23 protein-coding genes are annotated in these 25,295 nt (G+C 73.6%); 13 read left to right on the top strand and 10 right to left on the bottom strand.

Going from position 1 to position 25,295, the window contains the following annotated elements; genetic code table 11:
• Positions 1-13 precede the first annotated feature (13 nt).
• The 3 genes from BN344_RS07985 to BN344_RS07995 all read right to left on the bottom strand — a co-directional run bounded on the left by BN344_RS07985 (position 14) and on the right by BN344_RS07995 (position 3,626).
• Positions 14-883 carry a MaoC family dehydratase gene (locus BN344_RS07985; protein ID WP_040337623.1) on the bottom strand — a complete coding sequence of 290 codons (870 nt, stop codon included), beginning with the start codon at positions 881-883 and terminating at the stop codon, positions 14-16.
• Positions 883-2,235 carry a 3-oxoacyl-ACP reductase gene (locus BN344_RS07990; protein WP_040337624.1) on the bottom strand — a complete coding sequence of 451 codons (1,353 nt, stop codon included), beginning with the start codon at positions 2,233-2,235 and terminating at the stop codon, positions 883-885. Before BN344_RS07990 ends, BN344_RS07985 begins: the two co-directional genes overlap by 1 nt.
• 92 nt (positions 2,236-2,327) lie before the next feature.
• On the bottom strand, positions 2,328-3,626 hold the full coding sequence (locus BN344_RS07995; RefSeq protein ID WP_040337625.1) for an acetyl-CoA C-acetyltransferase: 1,299 nt from the start codon (positions 3,624-3,626) through the stop codon (positions 2,328-2,330).
• 61 nt (positions 3,627-3,687) lie between these two features.
• On the opposite strand from BN344_RS07995, the gene BN344_RS08000 reads away from it, so the two are divergent.
• Positions 3,688-4,515: a TetR family transcriptional regulator gene (locus tag BN344_RS08000; RefSeq protein ID WP_081788433.1), complete on the top strand. Its 828-nt coding sequence runs from the start codon at positions 3,688-3,690 to the stop codon at positions 4,513-4,515.
• Positions 4,512-6,575: an acyl-CoA dehydrogenase family protein gene (locus BN344_RS08005; protein ID WP_051515637.1), complete on the top strand. Its 2,064-nt coding sequence runs from the start codon at positions 4,512-4,514 to the stop codon at positions 6,573-6,575. The genes BN344_RS08000 and BN344_RS08005 overlap by 4 nt, the downstream gene beginning before the upstream one ends.
• A 66-nt stretch (positions 6,576-6,641) precedes the next feature.
• Here the strand turns inward: BN344_RS08005 and BN344_RS08010 are convergent, their stop codons facing one another.
• Complete coding sequence (locus BN344_RS08010; protein WP_040338149.1) at positions 6,642-9,374, bottom strand: SpoIIE family protein phosphatase; 2,733 nt, start codon at positions 9,372-9,374, stop codon at positions 6,642-6,644.
• Between the two features lie 180 nt (positions 9,375-9,554).
• Here BN344_RS08010 and BN344_RS08015 point away from each other — a divergent pair, with 180 nt between their 5' ends.
• Both BN344_RS08015 and BN344_RS19510 read left to right on the top strand, forming a co-directional pair.
• Complete coding sequence (locus BN344_RS08015; protein ID WP_040337626.1) at positions 9,555-10,652, top strand: EAL domain-containing protein; 1,098 nt, start codon at positions 9,555-9,557, stop codon at positions 10,650-10,652.
• A gap of 61 nt (positions 10,653-10,713) precedes the next feature.
• Positions 10,714-10,887 carry a DUF1059 domain-containing protein gene (locus BN344_RS19510; protein WP_081788434.1) on the top strand — a complete coding sequence of 58 codons (174 nt, stop codon included), beginning with the start codon at positions 10,714-10,716 and terminating at the stop codon, positions 10,885-10,887.
• 66 nt (positions 10,888-10,953) lie between these two features.
• Here BN344_RS19510 and BN344_RS08020 read toward each other — a convergent pair whose 3' ends face one another.
• Entirely contained in the window at positions 10,954-11,877 is a 924-nt protein-coding gene (locus BN344_RS08020) for an aldo/keto reductase (RefSeq protein ID WP_040337627.1), read from the bottom strand.
• Positions 11,878-12,098: 221 nt separating this feature from the next.
• Here BN344_RS08020 and BN344_RS08025 point away from each other — a divergent pair, with 221 nt between their 5' ends.
• Positions 12,099-12,386, top strand: a complete 288-nt coding sequence (locus BN344_RS08025; protein WP_040337628.1) for an HU family DNA-binding protein — start codon at positions 12,099-12,101, stop codon at positions 12,384-12,386.
• Positions 12,387-12,517: 131 nt separating this feature from the next.
• Positions 12,518-13,774 (top strand): serine hydrolase domain-containing protein, encoded by a 1,257-nt coding sequence (locus tag BN344_RS08030; RefSeq protein WP_040337629.1) that lies wholly within the window; start codon positions 12,518-12,520, stop codon positions 13,772-13,774.
• 46 nt (positions 13,775-13,820) lie between these two features.
• Here BN344_RS08030 and BN344_RS08035 read toward each other — a convergent pair whose 3' ends face one another.
• Positions 13,821-14,282: a MaoC family dehydratase gene (locus BN344_RS08035; RefSeq protein ID WP_040337630.1), complete on the bottom strand. Its 462-nt coding sequence runs from the start codon at positions 14,280-14,282 to the stop codon at positions 13,821-13,823.
• Positions 14,283-14,473: 191 nt separating this feature from the next.
• Here BN344_RS08035 and folP point away from each other — a divergent pair, with 191 nt between their 5' ends.
• On the top strand, positions 14,474-15,286 hold the full coding sequence (gene folP / locus BN344_RS08040; RefSeq protein ID WP_051515734.1) for a dihydropteroate synthase: 813 nt from the start codon (positions 14,474-14,476) through the stop codon (positions 15,284-15,286).
• 93 nt (positions 15,287-15,379) lie between these two features.
• On the opposite strand, the gene BN344_RS08045 is transcribed toward folP, so the two are convergent.
• Together BN344_RS08045 and BN344_RS08050 are read right to left on the bottom strand one after the other, a co-directional pair.
• Complete coding sequence (locus BN344_RS08045; protein ID WP_040337632.1) at positions 15,380-16,477, bottom strand: DUF1648 domain-containing protein; 1,098 nt, start codon at positions 16,475-16,477, stop codon at positions 15,380-15,382.
• The gene (locus BN344_RS08050) at positions 16,474-16,908 is read right to left on the bottom strand and encodes a GntR family transcriptional regulator (protein ID WP_197022254.1); all 435 of its coding nucleotides are present in this window, start codon (positions 16,906-16,908) and stop codon (positions 16,474-16,476) included. Before BN344_RS08050 ends, BN344_RS08045 begins: the two co-directional genes overlap by 4 nt.
• 179 nt (positions 16,909-17,087) lie before the next feature.
• Between BN344_RS08050 and BN344_RS08055 the strand changes: the two genes are divergently transcribed.
• Together BN344_RS08055 and BN344_RS08060 are read left to right on the top strand one after the other, a co-directional pair.
• A complete protein-coding gene (locus BN344_RS08055; RefSeq protein WP_040337633.1) occupies positions 17,088-17,513 on the top strand; it encodes a PaaI family thioesterase in 426 nt (141 codons plus the stop codon).
• Between the two features lie 169 nt (positions 17,514-17,682).
• Positions 17,683-19,278, top strand: a complete 1,596-nt coding sequence (locus tag BN344_RS08060) for a 4-coumarate--CoA ligase family protein (protein WP_040337634.1) — start codon at positions 17,683-17,685, stop codon at positions 19,276-19,278.
• Positions 19,279-19,330: 52 nt separating this feature from the next.
• On the opposite strand, the gene BN344_RS08065 is transcribed toward BN344_RS08060, so the two are convergent.
• Positions 19,331-20,338, bottom strand: a complete 1,008-nt coding sequence (locus tag BN344_RS08065) for an AraC family transcriptional regulator (RefSeq protein ID WP_081788437.1) — start codon at positions 20,336-20,338, stop codon at positions 19,331-19,333.
• Positions 20,339-20,433: 95 nt separating this feature from the next.
• Between BN344_RS08065 and BN344_RS08070 the strand changes: the two genes are divergently transcribed.
• Both BN344_RS08070 and BN344_RS08075 read left to right on the top strand, forming a co-directional pair.
• Positions 20,434-21,105, top strand: coding sequence for an NAD(P)-dependent oxidoreductase (locus BN344_RS08070; protein WP_040337635.1), 672 nt, complete (start codon positions 20,434-20,436; stop codon positions 21,103-21,105).
• Between the two features lie 28 nt (positions 21,106-21,133).
• On the top strand, positions 21,134-22,126 hold the full coding sequence (locus BN344_RS08075) for an NAD(P)H-quinone oxidoreductase (RefSeq protein ID WP_040337636.1): 993 nt from the start codon (positions 21,134-21,136) through the stop codon (positions 22,124-22,126).
• On the opposite strand, the gene BN344_RS08080 is transcribed toward BN344_RS08075, so the two are convergent.
• Positions 22,123-23,355 (bottom strand): cysteine desulfurase-like protein, encoded by a 1,233-nt coding sequence (locus BN344_RS08080; RefSeq protein WP_040337637.1) that lies wholly within the window; start codon positions 23,353-23,355, stop codon positions 22,123-22,125. The two genes, BN344_RS08075 and BN344_RS08080, sit on opposite strands and share 4 nt — an antisense overlap.
• 99 nt (positions 23,356-23,454) lie before the next feature.
• Here BN344_RS08080 and BN344_RS08085 point away from each other — a divergent pair, with 99 nt between their 5' ends.
• Together BN344_RS08085 and BN344_RS08090 are read left to right on the top strand one after the other, a co-directional pair.
• On the top strand, positions 23,455-24,009 hold the full coding sequence (locus BN344_RS08085; RefSeq protein WP_040337638.1) for a bacterial proteasome activator family protein: 555 nt from the start codon (positions 23,455-23,457) through the stop codon (positions 24,007-24,009).
• Between the two features lie 174 nt (positions 24,010-24,183).
• Positions 24,184-25,188 (top strand): type IV toxin-antitoxin system AbiEi family antitoxin domain-containing protein, encoded by a 1,005-nt coding sequence (locus tag BN344_RS08090; RefSeq protein WP_081788438.1) that lies wholly within the window; start codon positions 24,184-24,186, stop codon positions 25,186-25,188.
• Positions 25,189-25,295 lie beyond the last annotated feature (107 nt).

The raw sequence follows: 25,295 nt of genomic DNA on the forward strand, positions 1-25,295 counted from the left end.
GGGTCCTTCTTCCTCACACCGTGCGGATCGTCCCGACCAGGTGATCGCTGCCGCTCTTCGCGTTCCGGACCGCGACGTCCCAGCCTTCCGCCACCTCCGCGGTGGAGAGGGTGACCGTCGAGGGCAGGAACAACGGCTTCTTGAAGGCCACGTCGACGTCGACCGCCTCGGGCAGCCGGCCGGCCAGCGCGCCCAGCACCCGGGCCTTCACCCACATGCCGTGCGCGATCGCCCGCTTGAAGCCGAGGGCCTTCGCCGTCAGCCCGGACAGGTGGATCGGGTTGACGTCACCGGAGACCTTGGCATAGCGACGTCCGGCGTCGTCGGGCACCCGCCAGGTTGCGGCAGTGCGCTCCAGCGGGCCCACCTCGACGGCGACGTCGGCCTCGGGTGCCCCGGCGGGCGCCTTCGCCCCGCGCGACAGGTACGTCGACCGGGAGCGCCAGACCTCCTCGCCTCCTGCCGTGGCGGTCGCGCACAGGTCGACCGTCGCGCCGCTGCGGTGGGTGGCGAACCGCTCGGCCCACACCTCGAGGTCGAGCGCCTCGTCGGCCCGGATCGCCCGGAGCACCTCGATGCGGTTGCGCACGTGCACCAGCCCGACCATCGCCAGCGGGAAGGCACGGTCGGTCATGAGCGCCATCTGCAGCGGGAACGCGAGCATGTGCGGGTACGTGGCCGGCAGGACGTCGCCCAGCGGCATCCCGCACACCCGCGCGTAGGCGGCGAGGTGGTCGAGATCCACGCCGACACCGTTGCGGGCGAGGCGCGTGTCGGGCAGGTCGCCGCCCCGCCCGCGCCCGGTGAGCGCGGCCTTGGCGTAGAGCGCGCCCAGGTTCGGCGCGGCGTCGAGGACTCTGACCTCCGCCCGTGGGACCCCCATCAGGCCCCCAGCAGCGACTGGCCGCACACCCGCACGGTCTGGCCGTTGACGCCGGCGCTGGTCGGCTGCGCGAGCCAGGCGATCGTCTCGGCGACGTCGACGGGCAGGCCGCCCTGCTGCAGCGAGTTCAGCCGCGAGCCGACCTCCCGGGTGCCGAAGGGCATCTTCGCCGTCATCTCGGTGACGATGAAGCCCGGCGCGACGGCGTTGATCGTCGCGCCACGCTCGGCGAAGGTGGGCGCCCACGCGCGCACCATGCCGATGACACCGGCCTTGGACGCCGCGTAGTTGGTCTGGCCGCGGTTGCCGGCGATGCCCGACTGCGAGGAGACGCAGACGACGCGGGCGCCGGGGTTCAGCACGTCGCCGTCCAGCAGCGCCTGGGTGATCTCCAGCTGCGCCTGCAGGTTCACCGCCATGACGGAGTTCCAGCGGGCGGCGTCCATGTTGACCAGCAGCTTGTCGCGGGTGATCCCGGCGTTGTGGACGATGACGTCCACGCCGCCGTGCCGCTCCTTCAGGTGCTCGACCAGCCGCTGCGGGGCGTCGTCGGCGGTGATGTCGAGCTGCAGCGCCGTCCCGCCGATCTCGTTGGCGACCTTGGCGAGGCTGTCTCCGGCCGCGGGGATGTCGACCGCCACCACGTGGGCGCCGTCCCGGGCGATGACCTGCGCGATCGAGGCGCCGATGCCGCGGGCCGCGCCGGTGACGACGACGACCTTGCCGGCCAGCGGCTTCTCGTCGTCCTGGGTGGCGGGCACGTCGGCGGCCGACAGGGTCACGCCCTGCCCGTCGACGTAGGCCGAGCGACCGGAGAGGAAGAAGATCAGCGGCGAGGCGACGCCCGCCTCGGCGCCCTCGGGCACGTAGATGGCGTTCGCCGTCGACCCGTCGCGCAGCTCCTTGCCGATCGAGCGGGTGAGCCCGTCGACGGCCTGCCGGGCGGCGGCCTGCGCCGGGGAGTCGGCGTCGGCCGGCGGGTCGGCCAGGATGACCACGCGGCCGTTGGCGCGCAGCCGCTTGATCGCCGGTGCGAGGAAGTCGTGCGCCGCGGCGAGGTCGCCCGGGCCGGTCACGCCGGTGGCGTCCAGGATCACCGCGCCGAGCTTCTCGCCGTCGGTCGAGCCGTCGGCGGCGACCGGGGAGAGGACGGGGACGCCGGCGTCCTTCAGGACGGCGGTGAGGGTGTCGCGCAGCCGGCCCTGGCCGGCCGAGCCGACGACCGCCGGGCCCTCGAGCACCGGGCCGCCGGGCTCGTAGCGGCGCAGCATGCCGGGCCGGGGCAGCCCGAGCTGCTTGGTGACGGTGGTGCCGAAGCCGGAGTTGGCGAAGTTGCTGTACCAGTCAGCCACGAAGGGTCCTTCCGAGAGGAACTTTCGGTACCGAAAGTCCGGGGAGCGGCCTGCGGCCGGGGGACTTTCGGTACCGAAAGTCCCCCGGGGCGTCAGGACTCGAGGATGGCGACGACGCCCTGGCCGCCGGCGGCGCAGATGGAGATCAGGCCGCGCTTGCCCGGGCCCGCCTCGTGCAGCGTCTTCGCGAGCTGGGCGACGATCCGGCCGCCGGTCGCGGCGAACGGGTGCCCCGCGGCGAGCGACGAGCCGTTGACGTTCAGCTTCGACCGGTCGATCGAGCCCAGCGGGGCGTCCAGGCCGAGCTTGCCCTTGCAGAACTCCGGGTCCTCCCAGGCCTTCATGGTGGAGAGCACCGTCGACGCGAACGCCTCGTGGATCTCGTAGAAGTCGAAGTCCTGCAGGGTCAGGCCGTTGCGGGCGAGCATCACCGGCATCGCGTAGACCGGCGCCATGAGCAGGCCCTCGCCACCGTGCACGTAGTCGACGGCAGCGGTCTGCGCGTCCACCAGGTGCGCGAGCACCGGCAGGCCCTTGGCCGCCGCCCACTCGTCCGACGCCAGCAGCACCGCGGAGGCGCCGTCGGTGAGAGGGGTCGAGTTGGCCGCGGTCATCGTGGCCTCGGGGTCACCCTTGCCGAAGACCGGCTTGAGCTTGGCCAGCTTCTCGACGCTGGAGTCGGGCCGCAGGTTGTTGTCGCGGGCCAGGCCGAGGTACGGCGTCACCAGGTCGTCGAAGAAGCCCCGCTCGTAGGCGGCGGCCATGTTCTGGTGCGAGCGGACGGTGAGCTCGTCCTGCTCCTCGCGCCCGATCTGCCACTCCTTGGCGGTGATCGCGGCGTGATCGCCCATCGCCAGGCCGGTGCGCGGCTCGGCGTTGCGGGGCATGTCCGGCACGAGCTGACCGGGGCGGATCTTCGAGAGCGCCTTGAGCCGGTCCTGCAGCGTGCGGGCGTTGTTGAGCTGGATGAGCACCCGGCGCAGGTCGTCGCCGACCGCGAGCGGTGCATCCGACGTGGTGTCGACGCCGCCGGCGATGCCGGACTCGATCTGACCCAGCGCGATCTTGTTGGCGACGAGGACCGCCGCCTCGAGGCCCGTGCCGCAGGCCTGCTGGACGTCGTAGGCCGGGGTGGTGGCCGACAGCGTCGAGCCCAGCACCGACTCCCGGGTCAGGTTGAAGTCGCGCGCGTGCTTGAGGACGGCGCCGGCGACGACCTCACCCACCTGCTCGCCCTGCAGCCCGAAGCGGGCGACGAGCCCGTCGAGGGTCGCGGTGAGCATGTCCTGGTTGGACGCCTGGGAGTAGGCGGAGTTCGAGCGCGCGAACGGGATCCGGTTCCCGCCGACGATCGCCGCCTTGCGCGTCGCAGGCTTCGAGGTGTCAGCCATGGGGTCCTCCGGGGTCGGTTTGACGTGGCCGGTACTCAGAGTACGCGGTACCGTTGTTCACATGAAAGCCGAGGTGGTGAGACGCTCCTCGCAGCTGCGGGTGCCGCACGACGGGGCTGCCGGCGACCGCCGCGCCCCAGGAAATGTGGCGCAGGACGGCCTCCACCGCGAGTCGGAGCCACGAAAGGCGGACACGCGGCCGCACGCCACCGCGACGCAGAAGGCACGCGACCGGCGCGACTCGCGCTGGGACGAGCACCGTCGCGCCCGCCGCGAGCAACTGGTCGACGCCGCCGTCACCGCCATCGGCAGGCGTGGCGCCGGCGTCGGCATGGAGGAGATCGCCGCCGAGGCGGGCACCAGCAAGACCGTCGTCTACCGGCACTTCACCGACCGCACCGACCTCTACGTCGCCGTCTGCAGCCGGGTCGCGGGCTCCCTGCTGGCCGAGCTGCGGGCGGCCATGGACCGCGGCGACACCCCGCGGGCGACCCTGGCCGCGGCGATCGAGACCTACCTCGCCTTCATCGAGGCCGACCCCGAGCTCTACCGGTTCGTCGTCCACCCCCAGGGCCACCATGGCCATTTCGGCCCTGATGGGGACGCCGACCCGATCAGCACGCTGTCCGACCTCGTCGGCGACCAGGCGGCCGCGATCCTGACCGACGCGCTGGAGCAGGCGGGGCGCTCCCCCGACGCCGCGCTGCCCTGGGGCCACGGGGTGGTCGGCACGGTCCGCGCGGCCGCCGACTGGTGGCTGCGCGCCGGGCGACCCATGCTCCGGAGCGAGCTCGCCGCACACCTGACCGACCTGGCCTGGGCCGGACTCTCCGGCGTCGTGACCACCGAAGCAGGGTCTCCCCGGGCCCGCACAGAGGAGGAACTGTGACCAGCACGCAGCCAGCCACGGCCGATACCGCCACCGTCGACCCGGCGCGCATCACCGAGGTCCTCGACGGCCGGTGGGCGCACATCCGGCGCGACGCCCGCGAGAACCTGGACGACGCCGACTTCCTCCCGGTGTACGGCGAGTCCATGCAGGAGGCCCGCGAGCGGGTCACCCGCGCCGCGAAGAAGCTGGCCGACTCCGGCCGGGTCGGTTACGGCTTCCCGAAGCAGTACGGCGGCGAGGACGACATGGGCGGCTCGGTCACCTCGATCGAGATGCTGGCCTTCGGCGACCTCTCGCTCATGGTCAAGGCCGGCGTCCAGTGGGGCCTGTTCGGCGGGGCGATGCAGCTGCTCGGGACCAAGCGGCAGCACGACGAGTACCTGGCCGACGCGATGAGCTTCGACCTGCCGGGCTGCTTCGCGATGACCGAGACCGGCCACGGCTCCGACGTCCAGCAGCTGCGCACCACCTGCACCTACGACCCCGAGACGCAGTGCTTCGACCTGCACACGCCCCACGAGGCCGCGCGCAAGGACTACATCGGCAACGCGGCCGAGGACGGCCGGATGGCCGTCGTCTTCGCCCAGCTGATCACGCAGGGGAAGAACCACGGCGTGCACGCCTGGCTGGTGCCGATCCGCGACGCCGAGGGCAACCCGATGCCCGGCGTCACCATCGGCGACGACGGCCCCAAGGCCGGTCTGCCCGGCGTCGACAACGGCCGGCTGACCTTCGACCACGTGCAGGTCCCCCGCGACATGCTGCTGGACCGCTACGGCCAGGTCGCCGAGGACGGCACCTACACGTCGAGCATCGAGAACGAGACCCGCCGCTTCTTCACCACCCTCGGCACCCTGGTGCGCGGCCGGGTCAGCGTCGGCGGGTCCGCGGCCTCGGCCACCAAGCTCGCCCTCGACATCGCCGTCCGCTACGGCGACGTGCGCCGCCAGTTCACCGCCCCCGGCGACGAGCGCGAGATCAGGATCAACGACTACCTGGTCCACCAGCGCAAGCTGCTGCCGGCGCTGGCGACCACCTACGCGCTGCACTTCGCGCAGGGCGAGCTCGTCGAGACGATGCACGACGTCCAGACCGCCGTGCACGTGCACGGCCAGGAGATCGACGAGCAGGCCCAGCGCGAGCTGGAGTCCCGCGCCGCCGGGCTCAAGGTCGCCCAGACCGCGCACGCCACGAAGACCATCCAGATGTGCCGCGAGGCCTGCGGAGGTGCCGGCTACCTGCAGGAGAACCGGCTGCCGCACCTCAAGGCCGACACCGACGTCTTCACCACGTTCGAGGGCGACAACACCGTCCTGCTGCAGCTGGTCGCCAAGGGCCTGCTCACCGGCTACCGCGACACCTTCGGCTCGCTGGAGGGCTGGGGCAAGGTCAGCTTCGTCGCCGACCTGGTGCGCGAGACGGTGCTGGAGCGGACGGCGGCCCGTGGGCTGATCGCCCGCCTCGTCGACGCCGTCCCCGGTGTGGACGACGTCCCGATGCTCGAGCGCGGCTGGCAGCTGAAGATGCTCGAGTTCCGCGAGAAGCACACCCTCGAGGGCGCCATCCGCCGGCTGCAGAACAACTCGACCACCGAGGGCATGGACCCGTTCGACATGTTCAACGACGTCCAGGACCACGTGCTCAAGACGGCGCAGACGCACATCGACCGCATCGTGCTCGAGGCGTTCGTGGCCGGCGTCGACCGCACCACCGATCCCGCCGCCCGCACGCTGCTGGACACGGTCTGCGACCTCTACGCGCTGTCGACCATCGAGGCGGACAAGGCCTGGTTCCTGGAGCACGGCCAGCTCACCCCGGCCCGCGCCAAGACGCTGACCGCGACGGTGAACGAGCTGCTCAAGGAGCTGCGGCCGCACATCATCACGCTGGTGGACGCCTTCGCCATCCCGGACCGCTGGAAGGCCGCGCGGATCCTCGACGAGGAGGCCGACCGCCAGGAGGCGATGGCCGCCCGCGACGCCGAGCTGCGGGTGATCAACGGCGAGGACACCCCGGAGGGCACCGCCACCGATCTGGACGTCCCGCCCGGCCAGTAAGAGGACCGCGCTGCCCCCCACCGGGCCCCTGCAGCAGGGCCGTGCCAGCCCTCCGTCAGGAGCTCGTCAGCCGGTGGGGTGCAGCCGGACCGCGAGGACGGCGACGTCGTCCTCGGCGTCCGGCAGGATCATCCGCCCCAGCACGCGATCGCAGAGCTGCTCGAGCGGCAGGCCGGCGCTCTCGCGCAGCACCGCGAGCAGCGCCTCGGTGCCGGCGTCGATGTCGCGGTCCCGCCGCTCCACCAGACCGTCGGTGTAGAGCAGCAGGGTCGCCCCCCGCCGGAGCGCGGCGCTGCGGTCCCCGCGGGGGCTGCCGGGGTGGACGCCCAGCAGCAGATCGGGTGACTCGTCGTCGAGGAGGGTGACCGCGCCGCCGGCATCGACCAGGACCGGCGGCGGGTGGCCCGCGTTGGCCCAGCGCAGCAGCGCGTCGCCGTCGGCCCCAGGCTCCAGGTGCGCGACCAGCGCCGTCGCCATCGTGTCCAGCGCCAGCCCCGCCATCGCACGGTCGAGCTCGGTGAGCACCTCCGCCGGGGTCCCGCCGCTGGAGAAGCTGATGCCCCGGAGCAGCCCGCGCACCTGCCCCATCGCGGCCGCGGCGCGGGTGTCGTGCCCGACGACGTCGCCGATGGCCAGGACGGTGGTCCCGGTGGACTGCTGGAACGCGTCGTACCAGTCGCCGCCGACCTCGGCGCCCTCGGCGGCCGGCACGTACCGGACGACGATCTCGCAGTCGGGGAGGTGCGGCGGCTCGGTGAGCATGCTGCGCTGCAGCGCATCCGCGAGGTCGCGCTGCTGGCTGTACAGGCGGGCGTGGTGCAGTGCCATCCCCGCGCGGCGACCGATCTCGACGGCGGTCTCCACGTCGGCCGGCGGATGCGCCCCCCGCGCCGCGCCGTTGAGCAGGCACAGCACGCCGACGGTCTGCCCGCGGATGCTCAACGGCACCGCCGCCACGGACGACGGCCCCAGGGCCAGCAGCGCGGCACGCGCGTCGGGGTCGGGAAGCGACTGGGCGATGCGCTCGGGCGACAGGTCAGGGATGACCAGGGGCTGCCCGGTGCGGAAGACCACGCGTGGGGCGCCCTCGCTGCTGACCGTCTGCACCATGTGCTGGACGTACTCGGCCACCATGCCCCTGCGCGCGGGGTCGCGATGGGCGCTGGCCGACTCCTGCAGGCGGCCGTGGTCGTCGGTGGTGACGATCCAGCACCAGTCACCCAGCCGCGGGACGACGAGGGAGGCGAGCCGCTGGAGCTGCTCGTCGATGTCCAGGGTGCTCGACAGCACCCTGCCCGCCTCGGCCAGGAGCTCCAGTCGCTGGTTGGCGGCGGTCGTGGCGGCGACGGCTGCCGTCCGCTCCGCGTCGGCCTGCAGCCGCGAGATGCTCAGCGCGATCTGCGCGGCGAGCCCCTCGAGCAGGCGGAGCTCCTCGTCGTCGAACTCGTGGTCGGTGGTCCAGTAGACGACGAAGCTGCCCAGCAGCCGGCCCTCCACCAGCAGCGGCAGGGACGCCATCGCGCGGGAGCCGAGGACCTCGGTGATCCTCGCCATCGCCGGGAAGCGGGCGGCGCCCTCCTCCGCGTCGGCGAACAGCACGCGCTCGCCCGTACGGGCCGTGTACTGGGTGGGCAGGGCGTCGTCGAGCTCGACCACCACCCCCTCGTCGGACACGTCGGCCGCAGTCTGCTCGCGCACCATGTCGCGCACCTGGCGGCCCACGTACACCCGCACCGCCCGCTCACCGGGCTCGACGACGCCGATGCCACCGGACACCGCGCCCACCACCTCGGCGCCGCGCAGGGTGATGTCGGCCAGCTGCCCGATGCCGGTGGCGTTGGCGACCTCCGCGGCGACGGCGGTGATCGCCGCCGTCCGCTGCATCGCGGCCAGCCGGGCGTCGGCCTGCGCGCGGGCCTCGGTGACGTCCAGGACCGTGCCGAGGATGCGGTCGGGCTCCCCGTCGGCGCCGGTGAGCACCCGCCCGCGGCACACGATCCAGCGGACCCCGCCCTCCCGGCGCAGCACGCGCAGTTCCACCGTGTACTGGGCGTGCGCCTCGACGGCCTCCGCCATGATGCGCTGGGCGGGGGCGTGGTCGTCGGGATGCACGTGCTCGGCGAACAGCCGGTCCATCGGCATCCGGGTGGCCTCGTCGTACCCGAAGATGGCGGCGCTGCGCACGTCCCAGTCGATGAACCCGGCGCGGAGGTCCACCTCCCACATCCCGACCGCGCTGGCCTCCAGCGCCACGCCCAGCCGCCGCGACGACCAGGTGACGTCGGCCCGGGCCGCCGCCAGCTCCAGCTCGGCGACGACCGAGCTGGCCAGCTGCCGCAGCAGGCCTGCCTCGTCGTCGGTCCAGCCGCGCGGTCCGGCGTCGTAGAGCGCCAGCACCCCGACCACGTCGCCGGAGCTGGCCACCAGCGGGGAGCCGAGGTAGGCGCCCACCTGGCCCGACGTCACGGCCGGCAGTTCCGCGGTCCGCGGGTCCCGCCGCGCGTCGGGGACGGCGAGGAGCGCGCCGCCGCGCACGACGATCGCCGACAGGGCGCCGGTGAGCAGCGCCGGCCCGCCCACCACGCCCGGCGGGAGCCCGTGACCCCCCACGACCGTGTCCTGGTCGGTGAACAGGGTGACCTTGGCGTGGCCGGCCCCCACCAGCCGCGCGGCCAGGCCGGAGAGCCGGTCGTACGCGGCCGGACCGGACACCTCGGAGAGCAGGCGGCGGGCCGAGGCGATGCGCAGCGGGTCGATCAGGGCGTCGTCGACCGCCGGGGCCGGACGCGAGCCGGACACGCGCGCCACCCCCCACCGTTCCGCGGCCCCGGACGGGCCGCGGCGACCATGTTTGCACGGTTCCCCCCGGAATCCGCCGACGCTCCACCGGACGGGCGGGCGGGCGCGCGGGCCCCCCGCGGGGGGTGAGCCACCCTCCCCACGGTCAAGAGATGCCCCGGACGGGCCGATGCCCCACGCATGCTCGGCACTCGCACGGCCGGCCTGCCGGACTGCCGTCCGTTGCTCGCCGACCCCGACGACCTGACGCTGGTGTTCCAGCCGATCGTCGACGTCGCCACCGGAACGGTCGCTGGGTACGAGGCGCTGGCCCGCTTCCCCGGTGCGGCCGGGCCCGACGTCTGGTTCGCCGCCGCCGCCGAGGCCGGCGTCGCCGCCGAGCTGGAGGCCCTGGCCATCCACAAGGCGCTGGCCATGGTCGACGCGCTGCCCCCGGACACCTTCCTCACCATCAACGTCAGCCCGCACATCCTTGGCGCAGCGCCGGTGCGGGACGCCCTCGCCATCCGGCCCGACCTGCGCCGCGTCGTCGTCGAGCTGACCGAGCACACCCCGGTGGACGACCTCACCGCGCTGCGCGGTCAGTGCGACGAGCTCCGCGCCCGCGGCGCCCTCATCGCCCTCGACGACGCGGGCAGCGGGTACTCCGGCCTCCAGCAGCTGGCCGCGCTGCGCCCGCAGATCGTCAAGCTGGACCGCGCCCTGGTCAGCGACGCCGACACCGATCCGGTCCGGGTGGCCCTGGCCGAGATGCTCGGCGAGTTCGCGGGCCGCATCGATGCGTGGCTGCTCGCCGAGGGCATCGAGACGCAGGCCGAGCTGGCCGCCTTCGCGCGGCTCGGCGTCCCCCTGGCCCAAGGCTGGCTGCTCGGCCGCCCGTCCCCGGGCTTCGCACCGCTGTCCGCCGAGGCCACCGAGCTGGTCCGCGCGCAGGTCGCCCGCGCGCGGCTCACCGACAGCGTGGCCGGTCTCGTCCGGCCCGTCCGCCAGCACAGCGCCGACGACGAGCTGCCCGCCGTCCCCCCGGTCGTCCTGGTCGGGCCGCACGGCGAGCCCACCGGGCTGCTGCTGCACGACCCGCGCACCGGGGAGTGCTACCCGGCGCCGGTGTCCCTGCGGGTCCACCCGACGACCGACATCACCGAGGCGCTCGAGCGGGCGCTCACCCGCCCGCCCGCCGTCCGGTTCGACCCCGTCCTGTGCACCGACCCGACCGGTCACGTCCTCGGTCTGCTGCGGATCGAGGACCTCGCCGCCGCTGCGCGGGCGAGCCGCTGACCCACCCTGCCCCGGCCGGTCCGCGGTCGGTCACGCCATGAACCCACGACAAGGAGTCCCCATGAAGACCTTCGCCTGCGGCGACGTCGTCCCCGGCTGCGGTGCCCGCTTCACCTCCGCCGACGAGGACGGCATCCTCAGCCAGGTCGCCGGCCACGCGGCCGCCGACCACGGCGTCACCGACATCACCCCGGAGCTGGTCCAGTCCGTCCGGAGCCACATCCACGGCGCCTGAAAGAGGACCCCCTGCCCCCCACGACTCGCCGGCTCGCCGCGGGGCCCTGCAGGGGGCCGGGGGTGCTCACCTCGTGCTGGCCTCGTCCAGTCGCCGTCGTTGGTCGTCGGTGAGGACGAGGTCGCGCATCGGCAGCAGCTCGGCGAGCTGCTCCACCGACCGACCCGACGCGATCGGGGCGACGACGGTCGGCTGGTCGGCCAGCCAGCGCAGCGCCACGGCAGGCACGGGGACACCGTGCTCCCTCGCCACCTCGCCGAGCGCGCCGAGGACCCGGTCCCCGCGCTCGCCCACGTAGGCCGCCGCGCCCTTCGCGCGCGGTGAGTCGATCTGCTCCCCCGCCCGGTACTTGCCGGTGAGGAAGCCCTTGGCCAGGCCGAAGTACGGCAGGGTGCCGATCCCCTGCGCCCGGACGACGTCGCGCAGCTCGCCCTCGAAGGCGGCCCGCTCCATCAGGTTGTAGTGCATCTGCAGCGCCGTGTACCCGCGCACGCCCAGCCGGTCCGCCGTCTCCCGCGCCTCGGTCAGGCGCCCCGGCGAGTAGTTCGACGCCGCGACGTACCGGACCTTGCCGGCCTGCACCAGCTCGTCGAACGCCGTCAGGGTCTCCTCCAGCGGCGTCGTCTCGTCGCCGTAGTGCGCGTAGTAGAGGTCGATCCGGTCGGTCTGCAGGTTCCGCAGCGAGCGCTCGGCGGCCGTCCGGATCTCGGCCGCCGCCAGCGGGTGCTCCTTCTGCCCGCGGGAGGCCTTGGTGGCCACCACCACCCGGTCGCGCGCGCCCCGCGCCGCCATCCAGTCGCCCAGGATCCGCTCGGAGGTGCCGTCGCCGTACGACTCGGCGGTGTCGACGAACGCCGGCTGCGGCTGCGCGGCGTCGAGGAAGCGGTCGAGGATCGCGAAGGACGTCGGGGCGTCCGCCGTCCACCCGAACACGTTGCCGCCCAGGCAGAGGTCGCTCACGGTGAGATCGGTCCCGGGAAGCTGCGGCATGGCCCCACGCTAGAGGACGGACCCCTCCGTCCCCCGGCGTCCGGCATGTGGCTGGTGTGACCGGCGAGCCGCCGGAGAGGCCGGAAAACCCACCCCCCTGGCGGATCCCGGGGCCGACATGGCAGCGTGCCCGGGGTCCGGCTCGCGACTGGCCGGCCGAGGAAGATCCGGCCAGGCGCCGAAAGCCAGGCGCCGGCCACCCCCTACGGAAAGGTTGCTCCATGAACAAGGCCGAACTGGTCTCCGCCATCGCCAAGCGCGCCGACGTGCCCGCCTCCACCGTGGACGCGGTCATCGCCGGCCTGCAGGACGAACTGGTCGACGCCATCACCCGCGGCGACAAGGTCGCCGTCTCCGGCCTGCTGACCGTCGAGCGCACCCAGCGCTCCGCTCGCACGGGCCGCAACCCGCAGACCGGTGAGTCGATCGAGATCGCCGCCGCGAACACCGTCAAGGTGACCGCCGGGTCGAACCTCAAGAAGGCTGCGGCCGCCGTTCCGGTCTCCTGACCCGACGGTCTCGCTGACCGCCGTCGGGCGTCGCGCCGCACCCGTGTGGCCCGGGCCACAGTGCCATGGGCCAGGATGCGGGGGCAGGCGCCGCCCGACGGCGGACGGCGCAGAGGGCAGCGGAGGTCCCCGTGGGCAGTGATCTGACCGTCAGCACCGACCCGGCCGAGGTGGGCTTCGACGCCGGCCGCCTCGAACGGCTCGACCGGCGGCTGGCCCGCTGGGTCGACGACGGACAGCTGCCGGGGTTCCTGGTCACCGTCGCCCGCCACGGGAAGCTGGTGCACGTCGGTCGCGGCGGCCTCCGCGACATGGAGGCCGGCCTCCCGGTCGAGGACGACACCCGCTGGCGCATCTTCTCGATGACCAAGCCGATCACCTCGGTCGCCGCGATGATGCTGTACGAGGAGGGCGCCTTCGAGCTCTCCGACCCGATCACGAAGTGGCTGCCCGAGTTCGCCGAGACCCGCGTCTACACCGGGGGCTCCGCGCAGAAGCCGGTCACCGTGCCGCAGATCGAGCCGATCCGCGTGTGGCACCTGCTCACCCACACCTCGGGGCTCACCTACGGCTTCCACCACGCCCACCCGGTCGACGCGATCTACCGCGCGATGGGCCACGAGTGGGGCAGCCCGCGCGGCGCCGACTCCGCCGCGGTCTGCCGGCAGTGGGCCTCGGCCCCGCTGGTCTTCCAGCCCGGCAGCGAGTGGAACTACGGCGTCAGCACCGACGTCCTCGGCCGGCTCGTCGAGGTCATCTCCGGCCAGACGCTGGACGAGTTCTTCGAGTCGCGCATCTTCGCGCCGCTGGGCATGCGCGACACCTCGTTCGGCCTGCGCCCCGAGGACGACCCCGAGTCGCTGGCCCGCCTCTACCTGGCCACCCCGGGCAGGCCGGGCGGCCCGTCGTCCGGCATGACGTTCAGCGAGGCGATGGACCGCGGGGCCCACCGCAAGCCCGAGTTCCTCTCCGGTGGCGGCGGCCTGGTCTCCACCGCCGGTGACTACCTGCGGTTCGTCGAGATGCTGCGCCGCGGCGGGTCCTACGACGGCGGCCGGATCCTCAGCCCGCGCACGATCCGCCACATGACCAGCAACCACCTGCCCGGCAACGTCGACCTCGTGACCTACGGTCGGCCGCTGTTCGCCGAGACGCCCATGCGCGGCGTCGGGTTCGGGCTGGGCTTCTCGATGGTCCTGGACCCGGCGTCCTACGGCGTGCTCTCCAGCCCCGGCGACTACAGCTGGGGCGGGGCGGCGTCGACGGCGTTCTACGTGGACCCGGTCGAGGACGTGACCGTCGCCTTCTACACGCAGCTGCTGCCCTCGAGCACGCTGCCGATCCGCAACTACCTGCGCCAGCTCGTCAACCAGGCCCTCGTCGACTGACAGAGGACGCAGGGGGACTTTCGGTACCGAAAGTCCCCCTGGGGTCCTACACGTAGCGGCGGGACACCGTGGTGGCGACGCAGGCCGGCTTGCTGCCGCCCTCGATCTCGATGGTCGCCGTCACGACCACGTGCAGGCCGCCGTCGATCGGCGCCGCCGAGTCGAGCGTCGCCCCGGCCCGGATCCGGCTGCCCACGGGCACCGGGGAGGGGAAGCGCACCTTCTCGGTGCCGTAGTTGACACCCATCCGGAAACCGGTCGTCTCCAGGATCTGCGGCATCAGCATGGGCAGCAGCGACAGGGTCAGGTAGCCGTGGGCGATCGGCCCGCCGAAGGGGCTCTCCTTCTTCGCGCGCTCCGGGTCGACGTGGATCCACTGGTGGTCACCGGTCGCGTCGGCGAACTGGTTCACGCGTTCCTGGGTGATCTCCACCCAGTCGCTGTAGCCGAGGTGCTGTCCGACCAGTGCCTGCATGCCCTCGATGCCGTCTGCGGTGGTCTGCGCCATTCGCTCGTCCCTCTCCTCGGTCCCGACGAGATCTGCACACTCGCCGCCATCCGCGCTCTGAAGGGGGCGAGTGTGCAGATCTCGCCCGGGGGCGGTCTGGTTGGCTGACTCCACCACATCGGCGTCGGCGAGGGAGGAACGGGTTGCTCCGTATCGGTGCGCTGGATGTGCGAGACGGTGACTTCGTCCTGATGGCGATCGTGAACCGGACACCCGACTCGTTCTACGACCGCGGCGCCACTTTCGGAATGGCCGCGGCCCTGGAGCGCGTGGACCGGGTCGTGGCCGAGGGCGCCGACATGGTCGATGTCGGCGGGGTGAAGGCCGCCCCGGGCGATGAGGTCGACGCCGCCGAGGAGATCCGGCGCACCGTCGACCTGGTCACCGCCATCCGCGCCGCCCACCCGACGCTGCCGATCTCGATCGACACCTGGCGGGCGTCCGTCGCGAAGGAAGCCCTGGCCGCGGGCGCGGACGTCGTCAACGACGCCTGGGGCGGGGTCGACCCGGAGCTGGCGGCGGTGGCGGCGGAGGCGGGCGCGGGCATCGTGTGCACGCACGCCGGCGGGCTGCAGCCGCGCACCCGCCCGCACCGCGTGCAGTACGACGACGTCGTCGCCGACATCGTGCACCGGACGACGGCGCTCGCGGAGGCCGCGGTGGCCGCCGGGGTCGACCGCGAGCGGGTGCTCATCGACCCGGGGCACGACTTCGGCAAGAACACCCGGCACTCGCTGGAGGCCACCCGGCGGCTGGACGAGCTCGTGGCGACCGGGTGGCCGGTGCTCGTGGCGCTGTCGAACAAGGACTTCGTCGGGGAGACCCTCGGCGTCCCGCTGGAGGAGCGGCTCACCGGGACGCTGGCGGCGACCGCGGTGAGCGCCTGGCTGGGGGCGCGGGTGTTCCGCGTCCACGACGTCGCCCCGACCCGTCAGACCTTGGACATGGTGGCCTCGATCCAGGGCACCCGGCCCCCGGCCCGCACCGTCCGCGGCCTGGCCTAGGAGTCGCGCGAGAACCATCGTGCAGCGATGCAGCCGCGGCGCGCGGCGGCTCTCGCGACCACAGCGCGGCTCCGGTGCACGGCCTGACGGCGGTCAGCTCAGCGCGACGGCGAGGACGACGGCCAGCACCGGCACGAGCAGCAGCCCGGCGGTGAGCGCCATGCCTCCGGTCGAGCCCAGGTTCACCGTCCAGCCGATGCCCACCCGCTTGGGCACCCAGACCGAGGGGTCGTCGCGGTTGACGTATGCCAGCCCGCCGGGCCAGAAGCGGTCGTCGTCCGGGGCCTCCGCCCGGGCGGGAGCAGGGGATCGGTCCGCATCGCCCAGCGCCCGGCGGTAGCGCCGCACCGACTCGACGGTCGCGGCGACGACCGCGACGACGAACAGCGGGAGGACGACGGCGCTCCAGCGCAGCTCCTCGGGGTGCAACCAGGCGTCCAGACCGAGCGCGCAGACCAGCGCCGTCGTCGCGAGCGTGATCGAGGCCAGCACCCACTGCGCCGCCCCCCGCTGGGCGTGCGCGCGCCGCAGGGCGTGCTCCGCCGGGTCGCCGGGGTGCACGCGGAGCGGCATGCGAGCGGCGACGAACGCGAGCACGACCATGAGCGCGAGGGTCGCCCAGCCGATCCACACCGGGCCCAGCGCCGTCCAGGGGGAGGTGTCGGCGAAGCCGTCGGGGGTCCCCGACAGGTCCCAGTGGACGGGTACGCGCCCGGGCAGGTCGTCGTAGCGGAGGGCGCCCACGACCGTCGTCGTCGCGAGCAGGGCGGCGGAGGCGACGTACCAGCGCACCGGCACCTCGGCCGCGCGCTCGGTGGTCACCGCAGCCGACATCCGGACGGGTTTGCCGGCGTACCAGTCCTCCGCCGCCTTGGCGGCCATGACCGGCCGGCGAGCGCGCACGAACGCGACCATCCCGCCCACGGTCACGAGGAGCACCGGGACCGCCACAGCGGCCGTGGGCGCCGCGAACGCCAGCGCGCCGGTCAGCGCCAGCGCGACCGCGGTGACCGCCAGGACGGCGAGCCGGTAGCCGCGCAGGGCGAGACGGACGGCGGGGTCCTCGATCCGGTCGGCCGGGACGCTGACGCCGAGCGGGAGCGTGGGTCTGGCCAGCGCCGGGGTGACGAGGAACGTCCCGCCCACGAGAGCGGTCATCCCCCAGCCGAGTGCGAGTGCTGACCAGGTCATCGTGCCTCCTCCGGGCTCGGTCCGGACGCGGCCGGACCGGTGAACGACGCGGCCTGCCGGCCGCAGATCTCGACCGTCTCGGCCGGCGGCACCCCGCGGGCGACGGCCTCGGCGAGCAGCGTGCGGACCCGCGCGGTCCAGTCGGCGACGAAGGCGGCGTCGGGTGGACCGCTGCTGGGGTCGCGGACCACGACGGAGCCCGACTTGCTGGTGGTGGCGATGAGGCCGTCCTGGCGCAGGCCGTCGTAGGCCTTCGCGACGGTGGCGACGTTGATGCCGAAGGCGCGGGCGACGGTCCGGACCGACGACAACGACTGCCCGCGCACGAGCCGGCCGTCCGCGATCGCCTCGATCAGCCGGTCGCGGAGCTGCTGGTAGATCGGCACGGGGGAGAGCGGGTCGACGTCGACCAGCACCGCCTCATCTGACATACCTATATTACTACCAGTAACACAGATGCCCGAGCAAGTGCCTCCCCCTCCCCTGGGAGCCGGGTGCTCGGCCTCGCGCTGCCGCAGCCGCCCGCGCGGTCGACCGCGCGGTTCGCCACCACACCGCGCGGGCGAGGTCGCACGGCGCGGACGGGCGCGGCGTCGATAGGTTGCCGGGCATGGCCGCCACGGGATTCCTGACCGCCGACGAGCTCAACGCCCTCCTCCCGGGCACGTTCCCGGGCCTGCTCGGCATCGTCGTCGACACGCACGAGCCCGGGCGGCTCACCAGCCACCTCGACATCCGCCCGGAGCTGCTGGCGCCGAACGGCTACCTGCACGCAGGCACCGTCGTGACGCTCGCCGACACCAGCTGCGGCCTGCCCACCCGCGCCCTGCTGCCCGAGGGGTCCAGCGGCTTCACCACCATCGAGCTCAAGAGCAACCACCTGGGGACGGCGCGCGAGGGGCGGATCGCCTGCACGGCGACGAACGTCCACGCCGGCCGGACCACCCAGGTCTGGGACGCCGTCGTCAGCAACGCGGAGACCGGGAAGACGATCGCGCTGTTCCGCTGCACCCAGTCGGTGCTCTGGCCCCGCTGAAGGCGCCGCACCGCGGAGATCACCAGCCACTCCACGGGGTGCTCGGCGGGAACGAGGCCCCGCTGGGGTGGCTGTCGATCTCCCGGAGGAGATCCGGTGAGGCATCCCCCTCGTGCCCTGGGACACGCCGGATGTGAGACTGGCGCCACACCAGTATCGAGGAGGCCCCGTGGCACTGACCAGCCCGTACCCCGACGTCGAGATCCCCAACGTCTCGGTTCCCGAGTCCGTCCTCGCGGCCGGCCGGGAGCGCCCCGACGCCCCCGCGCTGATCGACGGGATGAAGGGTGACGTGATCACCCACGGGCAGCTGGCCGCCTACGTCGACCGCGTCGCGGCCAACCTGCACGCGCGCGGCCTGCGCAAGGGCGACGTCGTCGCCGTGTTCTGCCCCAACACGCAGTGGTTCCCGGTGGTCTTCCACGGCATCGCCGCGGCCGGTTGCGTGATGAGCCCGATCAACTCGCTCTACACGCCCGACGAGATCGCCTTCCAGCTCAAGGACTCGGGCGCGAAGATCCTGATCACGATCTCGCTGTTCATGGACCGCGCGGCCGCGGCGGCGGAGAAGTCGCCGGTGGACGAGATCATCGTCCTCGACGGCGCCGAGGGGCACGCCAACCTCTTCGACCTGCTCGGCGAGGACGCACCGTCGGTGCAGGTCGACATCGACCCGGCCAACGACCTGGTCACGCTGCCCTACTCCAGCGGCACCACGGGCCTGCCCAAGGGCGTCATGCTCACCCACCGCAACCTGGTGGCGAACGTGACCCAGTGCCTGCCGCTGCTCAAGACCGGCGCCGACGAGCGGATCATCGCCGTCCTGCCGTTCTTCCACATCTACGGCCTGACCGTGCTGATGAACCAGGGCCTGGCCCTGGGCGGCACGGTGGTGACCCTCCCCCGGTTCGAGCTGGAGGACTTCCTCCGCACGATCCAGGACTACAAGATCACCCGCGCGTTCGTGGCGCCGCCCATCCTGCTGGCGCTGGCCAAGCACCCGCTGATCGACCAGTACGACCTGAGCTCGCTGGAGTCGATCCTCTCCGGCGCAGCTCCGCTGGACGAGCAGCTGGCGCTGGCCGTGCAGGACCGGCTGCAGGCGAAGGGCGGCAACGTCACGGTGGCGCAGGGCTACGGGATGACCGAGCTCTCCCCCGTCTCGCACACCACCCCGGACCCCGACGCCATGCCGTCGGGCTTCTCCGGCGAGGTCCCCAAGGGCTCCGTCGGCTTCGCCATCCCGAACACCGAGTGCCGCCTCATCGACCCGAGCACCGGCGAGGACGCCTCCCCGGGTGAGCGCGGCGAGCTGTGGGTCCGCGGCCCGCAGGTCATGAAGGGCTACCTCAACAACCCCGAGGCAACGGCGAGCACGGTCGACAGCGAGGGCTGGCTGCACACCGGTGACGTCGCCGTCGTCGACGAGAACGGCATCTACACCGTCGTCGACCGGGTCAAGGAGCTGATCAAGTACAAGGGCTACCAGGTGGCCCCCGCCGAGCTCGAGGCCGTGCTCATCGGGCACCCGGAGATCGCCGACGCCGCCGTCATCGGTGTGCCGGACAAGGAGAGCGGCGAGGAGCTGCCCAAGGCGTTCGTCGTCCGGGCCCCGGGCTCCGAGCTCACCGAGGAGGCCGTCATGGCGTACATGTCCGAGAAGGTCGCCCCGCACAAGAAGATCCGCTTCGTCGAGTTCATCGACGCGGTGCCCAAGTCCTCGGCCGGCAAGATCCTGCGCAAGGAGCTCAAGGCCCGGGTCTGAACGACGACGGCGCCGCGTCCCCGACGGGGCGCGGCGCCGTCGCGCTCCGGTCTCAGGTGGACCTCGAGCGCACCGTGACCGGGGGAACACCCACCACGCGCTTGTAGGCGCGCGAGAAGGCTGCCTCGGAGTCGTACCCCAGTCGCCGGGCCAGCTCGACGATCCGGACCCCGCGGGCGAGCTCGACGGTGGCCAGGTGCATCCGCCAGCGGGTGACGTAGCGCAGCGCGGGTTCGCCGGCCAGCTCGGTGAAGCGAGCGGCGAAGGCCGACCGGGACATGTGGGCCTCGTTCGCCAGCCGGTCCAGGGTCCATGCCGCGCCGGGCTCGCGGTGCACGCGCGCCACGGCGCGCCCGACCTGCGGGTCGCGCAGCGCGCGCAACCAACCAGGTCCGTGCACGCCGTTCTCCATCCAGCCGCGGATCGCCTGGACGACGATGACGTCGGCCAGCCGCGTGACCACTGCCTCCGCACCGGGGCGGTCCTGGCGCACCTCGTCGGCGATCATCCCCAGCAGGACGGTCAGCCAGCCGCCCCGCGCGGAATCCGCGGTGTCGACCAACAGCACCGGCGGCAGCAGCGCCAGCAGGTGCCCTGCCCCGGGGCGCTCGGGCTCGACGACGCCGCACACCTGACGGGCCGGCGCGCCGCCACCGTCCAGCCGCAGCACCGAGTAGTGCTCGCCGAGGTACTCCTGCGGCAGGAGGTCCGCCCGGCCGTCGATCGCTGCGCTCGCGTCGCTGCGCAGGACGTGCCCGCGGCCGTGCGGCACGAGCGCCAGCTCGCCGGACCTGAGCGGGTACGTCTCGCCGTCCACCTCGAGCAGGCAGCTGCCCTCGGTGACGAGGTGGAAGCTCAGGCAGCCGGGCAGCGCCGGCATCTCCACGCCCCACGGTGCGGTGCCCTCGGCCCGGCAGTAGAAGGTCCCGCGCATGCGCAGGTCCCCGAGGACGGGGCCGAGCGGGTCGACGGGCGTCCAGGGTGCTGCGGGGTCGGCGGCCACCTGCACAGCCTGGCTGCAGGTGAAGCCGCCGTCCAGGTGGGCTGGACGATCGGTCATGGAACCCGGATCTCCAGCCGTTCCGCCACGCCGTCCGTCCAGCAACGCTGGACGCGCCGGTCGACGGGGCCGGCTCACAGGACGAGGAGCGGGTCATGAAGGTGCTGGTCGTGGGAGCAACGGGTGGAACGGGCCGGGCGGCGGTGGAGCACCTGGTCGCGGACGGGCACGCGGTCACCGCGCTGGCCCGGCACGCGAGCACGGCGTTCGGTGGCACGCCGGGGGTGCGATCGGTCGACGGCGACGCCACGATCGCGGCGGACGTGGGCGAGGCCGTCCGCGGTCAGGACGCCGTCGTCGTGGCCCTCGGCATCGCGGAGAGCCCGGTGCGGGTGCGGTTGCGCGGCCCGGCCGGAACACCGCTGGACGTGCGCTCGCGGGGCACCGCCACCGTCGCGGCGGCGATGCGGGAGCACGGGGTGCGCCGCCTGGTCGTGCAGTCGTCGTACGGCGTCGGCGACACCCGCGACCTGCTGCCACTGTCGGCACGGCTGGTCTTCGCGCTCCTGCTGAAGCCGCAGATCGCCGACCACGAGGTGCAGGAGCGCGTCGTCCGCGGCAGCGGGCTGGACTGGACGCTGGTGCAACCGGTCTACCTGACCGACGGCGACGAGCCGGCTGCCCGCTCGACCGACGGGACCGTCGAGCGGATGCGGGTCTCCCGGCGGGCGGTCGGCGGAGTCCTCGCCCGGCTGGCCACGGGCGCCGACGACGTGGGCGCCAACGTCTCGCTCTCCGGCGCCGAGTCGGTTCCCGCCCCTCTCTGACCGGGGGCGCCACCCCTACAGTCGAGCCATGCGCGCGGTGACGATCAGCGAACCCGGTGGCCCCGAGGTGCTCGGCTGGTCGGAGGTCCCCGATCCGGTCTGCGGCCCCGGTGAGGTGATCGTCGACGTCGCCGCCGCAGCGGTGAACCGGGCCGACCTGCTGCAGCGGCAGGGCTTCTACCCGCCGCCGAAGGGCGCCAGCGAGATCCTCGGGCTGGAGTGCAGCGGCGTCGTCAGCGAGGTGGGGGAGGGCGTTCCCGGCTGGTCGGTGGGCGACGAGGTCTGCGCGCTGCTGTCCGGCGGGGGCTACGCCGAGCGCGTCGCCGTTCCGGCCGGGCAGCTGCTGCCCAAGCCGGCGGGCGTGGAGCTGGCGACCGCCGCCGCGCTGCCCGAGGTCGTCTGCACCGTCTGGTCCAACGTCTTCATGCTCGCCGGCCTGCGCCGCGACGAGAGCTTCCTCGTGCACGGCGGCTCCAGCGGTATCGGCACCATGGCCATCCAGCTGGCCGCCCGGGCCGGGGCGCGGGTGTTCACCACGGCCGGTTCGCAGGCCAAGCTCGACGTCTGCCGCGAGCTCGGCGCCGAGGTGACGGTCAACTACCGCGACGAGGACTTCGTCGAGCGGGTGCGCGAGGCCACCGACGGCCGCGGGGTCGACGTCGTCCTGGACATCATGGGCGCCAAGTACCTGAGCAGGAACGTCGACGCCCTGGCCGTGGGCGGCCGCCTGGTCGTCATCGGGATGCAGGGCGGGTCGAAGGCGGAGCTGAACCTCGGTGCGCTGCTGACCAAGCGGGCCGCGGTGCACGCCACGGCCCTGCGCAGCCGGCCGGCCACCGGTCGCGGGGGCAAGGCCGAGATCGTCGCGGCGGTCCGCCACGACGTGTGGCCCGACGTCGAGCGGGGCACCGTGCGCCCGATCGTCGACCGGCGGCTGCCGATGTCCCGGGCCGCCGAGGCGCACCGGGTCGTGGAGGCCAGCGAGCACGTCGGCAAGGTGCTCCTGCTGCCCGCCGACTAACGGGGGCCGGGGACCGGGCGCGGGCGCAGGGCGGCGACGGCGTCGATGACCAGCCCGACCTCCTCGGGCGAGTTGTAGTGCAGCAGCCCCACGCGGACCGCCCCGCCGCTCTCGGTCACGCCCAGGGCGTCGAACAGCTCGCGGGCGTACGCGTCGCCGTCCCAGACGCAGATGCCCTGCCGGTTGAGCTCGGCGGCCACCTGGCGTGGGCGCATGCCGTCGACCCGGAAGGCCAGCGTCGGCGTCGTCCGCTCCGGGCGGCCGATCACCTGGACGTGCCGCATGGCGCGCAGCGCCTGGTCCAGCCACCCGAACAGCTCGCCCTCGTAGTGGGCGACCGCCGCCATCGACGTCCGCAGCCGGTCGCGACGGGAGCCCGACACCTCGCCGCTCAGCCCGGCCAGGTGGTCGACGGCGGCCGAGACGCCGGCGTAGAGCTCGTAGGGCGCCCCACCCCCCTCGAAGCGCTCCGGGACCTTGTCGGAGGCGGGCAGGAGCTTGTCGGGGTGGAGGTGGGCCAGCAGCTGCGGGTCCGCAACGACGGCGCCCACGTGCGGGCCGCCCCACTTCGACGCCGAGAGCGCCAGGAAGTCCGCGCCGAGCGCCGTGCGGTCGAGGTACATGTGCGGGGCGGCGTGCGCGGCGTCGACGTACACCATCGCCCCCACCGCGTGCGCGCGGTTGGCGATCTCGGCGACCTCGGGGCAGGTGCCGATCGCACTGCTGGCCGCCGTCAGGGCGACCAGGCGGGTCCGCCGGGAGAGCAGGTCGTCGTACTGCCAGGCAGGCAGCTCGCCGGTCTCGATGTCCACCTCGGCCCAGCGCACCTCCACGCCCCGCTCCGCGGCCGCCTGCACCCAGGGCCGGATGTTGGCGTCGTGGTCGAGCCGGCTCACCACGATCTCGTCGCCCGGCCGCCAGGACTTCGCGATGGCCCGGGCCATCGTGTACGTCAGCGCGGTCATGCTCGGCCCCAGCACGACGCCGCCGGCGACCCCGCCCACGAGGTCAGCCACGGCGGACCGGGCGCCGCTGACCAGCCCTTCGGCCCGGGCGGACGCCGCGAAGACCCCGCCCCGTTCGGCGACCGGCATCCGCAGCGCGTGCCCGACCGCGCGGGCGACGTCCTCGGGCAGCAGCGCGCCGGCCGGGCCGTCGACGTGGACGTAGCCGTCGGCCAGTGCGGGGAAGAGACCGCGGACCCGAGCGACGTCGAGCCGAACCCCCATGCTGCGCACCCTAGTTGCCCGGGCACCTCGCGCGGCGTGTGCTGGGGCGTGGCCGGACTCCGCGTTCGACGGTGACCGGCGAGGGGCAGGATGGGGCCCATGACTGCACCCGGGAACGGCAGCGAACGTCCGCAGCAGGTGCTCGTGGTGGGCCCCGACGGTCAGCCCGTGGGCGCCCTCCCGATGACGCCGGGCGTTGAGGGCGAGGACGGCGACGGCGGCGCCATGCAGGTCAGCGAGATGGTCGAGCAGCCGGCGAAGGTCATGCGCATCGGCACGATGATCAAGCAGCTGCTCGAGGAGGTCCGCGCGGCGCCGCTGGACGAGGCCAGCCGCAACCGGCTGCGCGACATCCACGCGTCGTCCATCCGCGAGCTCGAGCAGAGCCTGGCCCCGGAGCTGCGCGAGGAGCTGGAGCGGATCACGCTGCCGTTCAGCGAGGACCAGACGCCCACGGACGCCGAGCTGCGCATCGCCCAGGCCCAGCTGGTCGGCTGGCTCGAGGGCGTCTTCCACGGCATCCAGACGGCGCTGTTCGCCCAGCAGATGGCCGCCCGGGCCCAGCTGGAGGAGATGCGGCGGCGCGCCCTCCCCGGCGGTCAGCCCGGTGGCGCCCAGCCCGAGTTCCGCCCCGGCGGCGGCCAGTACCTCTAGTCACCCGCGGCTGGGATCAGCTCACCTGATCCCCGAGCGTCCTCCCCCGTGGTGTGCGCTGAGGGTGGACGCGCTACGACGAGGGAGGACGCCGCGGGCTGTGGGTGGACGGCGTTCATCCACAGATCGGTCCACGCCGTTCCGCCCCGTCCGTCGCCGCTCGATCGTGGCCGCGTGCACCCCGACCTCGCCTTCGCCATCCGTCGCCGCGGCGGGGTCTTCACCGTCGCCGACGCCCGCCGCGCCGGCTACCGCACCGACGAGGTCCGTGCCGCCGTCGGCAGTGGCGCCCGGTACCGGCTCCGTCGCGGGATCTACGTCACCGCGCAGACCTGGGCCGAGGCCACTGACGACCGCGCGCGCCACCTCTTGCACGCCCTCGCCACGCTCACCGCGCTCGGACCCGGACCCGTCCTGAGCCACGCCTCGGCCGCGCGGTTCCACGAGTTCCTCCTGCCCCGCGGGGTCGGCACCGACGTGCGCCTCACCCACCCCGACCAGTGGCGGACCGGCCCGGCCTACCGGATCACCGCGGCCACGCTGACGGCGGACGACGTCCTCCGCGCCGGCGCGCTGTCCGTCACCTCGGCCGCCCGCACCCTCGTGGACTGTGCCCGCGAGTGGGACCCGACCGACGCCGTCGTCGCGATGGACGCCGCGCTCCACGGAAATCGGGTCCAGCGCCGGGAGCTGGTTGCCACGGTGATGGCGCAGAGCCACTGGCTCGGTGTCGGCGCGGCGGCTCGGGCGGTCCACCTGGCCGACGGGCGGGCGGAATCACCGTTGGAGACCCGGGGCAGGCTCGGTCTGCTCGACGCCGGGTTCCGCACCTTCGAGTCGCAGGTGGAGCTGTACGGCCCTACGGGGTTCGTCGCCCGGCTCGATGGCTGGTTGGAGGACTTGGCGGTGGCCCTCGAGTTCGACGGCTTCGTGAAGTACGCCGATCCGCGGGACCAGCGCACACCGGCCGAGGTGGCGTGGGACGAGAAGCGGCGCGAGGATCTCATCCGCGATCTCGATGTCCCGGTCGTGCGCATCGTGCAGGCCGACCTGCCGCGACTGGCGCGGCCCATCCAGCGGCTGAACGAATTGCGGGCTCGGCCCCTGCCCGGTCCGCGCCGGTACCGCATCGTCCGCCGGCCCGAGCCCGGTTCCGACGACGGCGACGCGGCAGCCTGAGCCGCGATCCTCGCTTCACGAGTGGAGCGAGACGGCAGATGGCGTCACGACCGAAGGCGACTGACGATCTTCGGGGTCACGCCCTTCCTGGCCAGCAGGTCGAGCGC

The organism is Candidatus Blastococcus massiliensis AP3 (assembly GCF_000582785.1).
GTDB classification, from domain to species: Bacteria; Actinomycetota; Actinomycetes; order Mycobacteriales; family Geodermatophilaceae; genus Blastococcus; species Blastococcus massiliensis.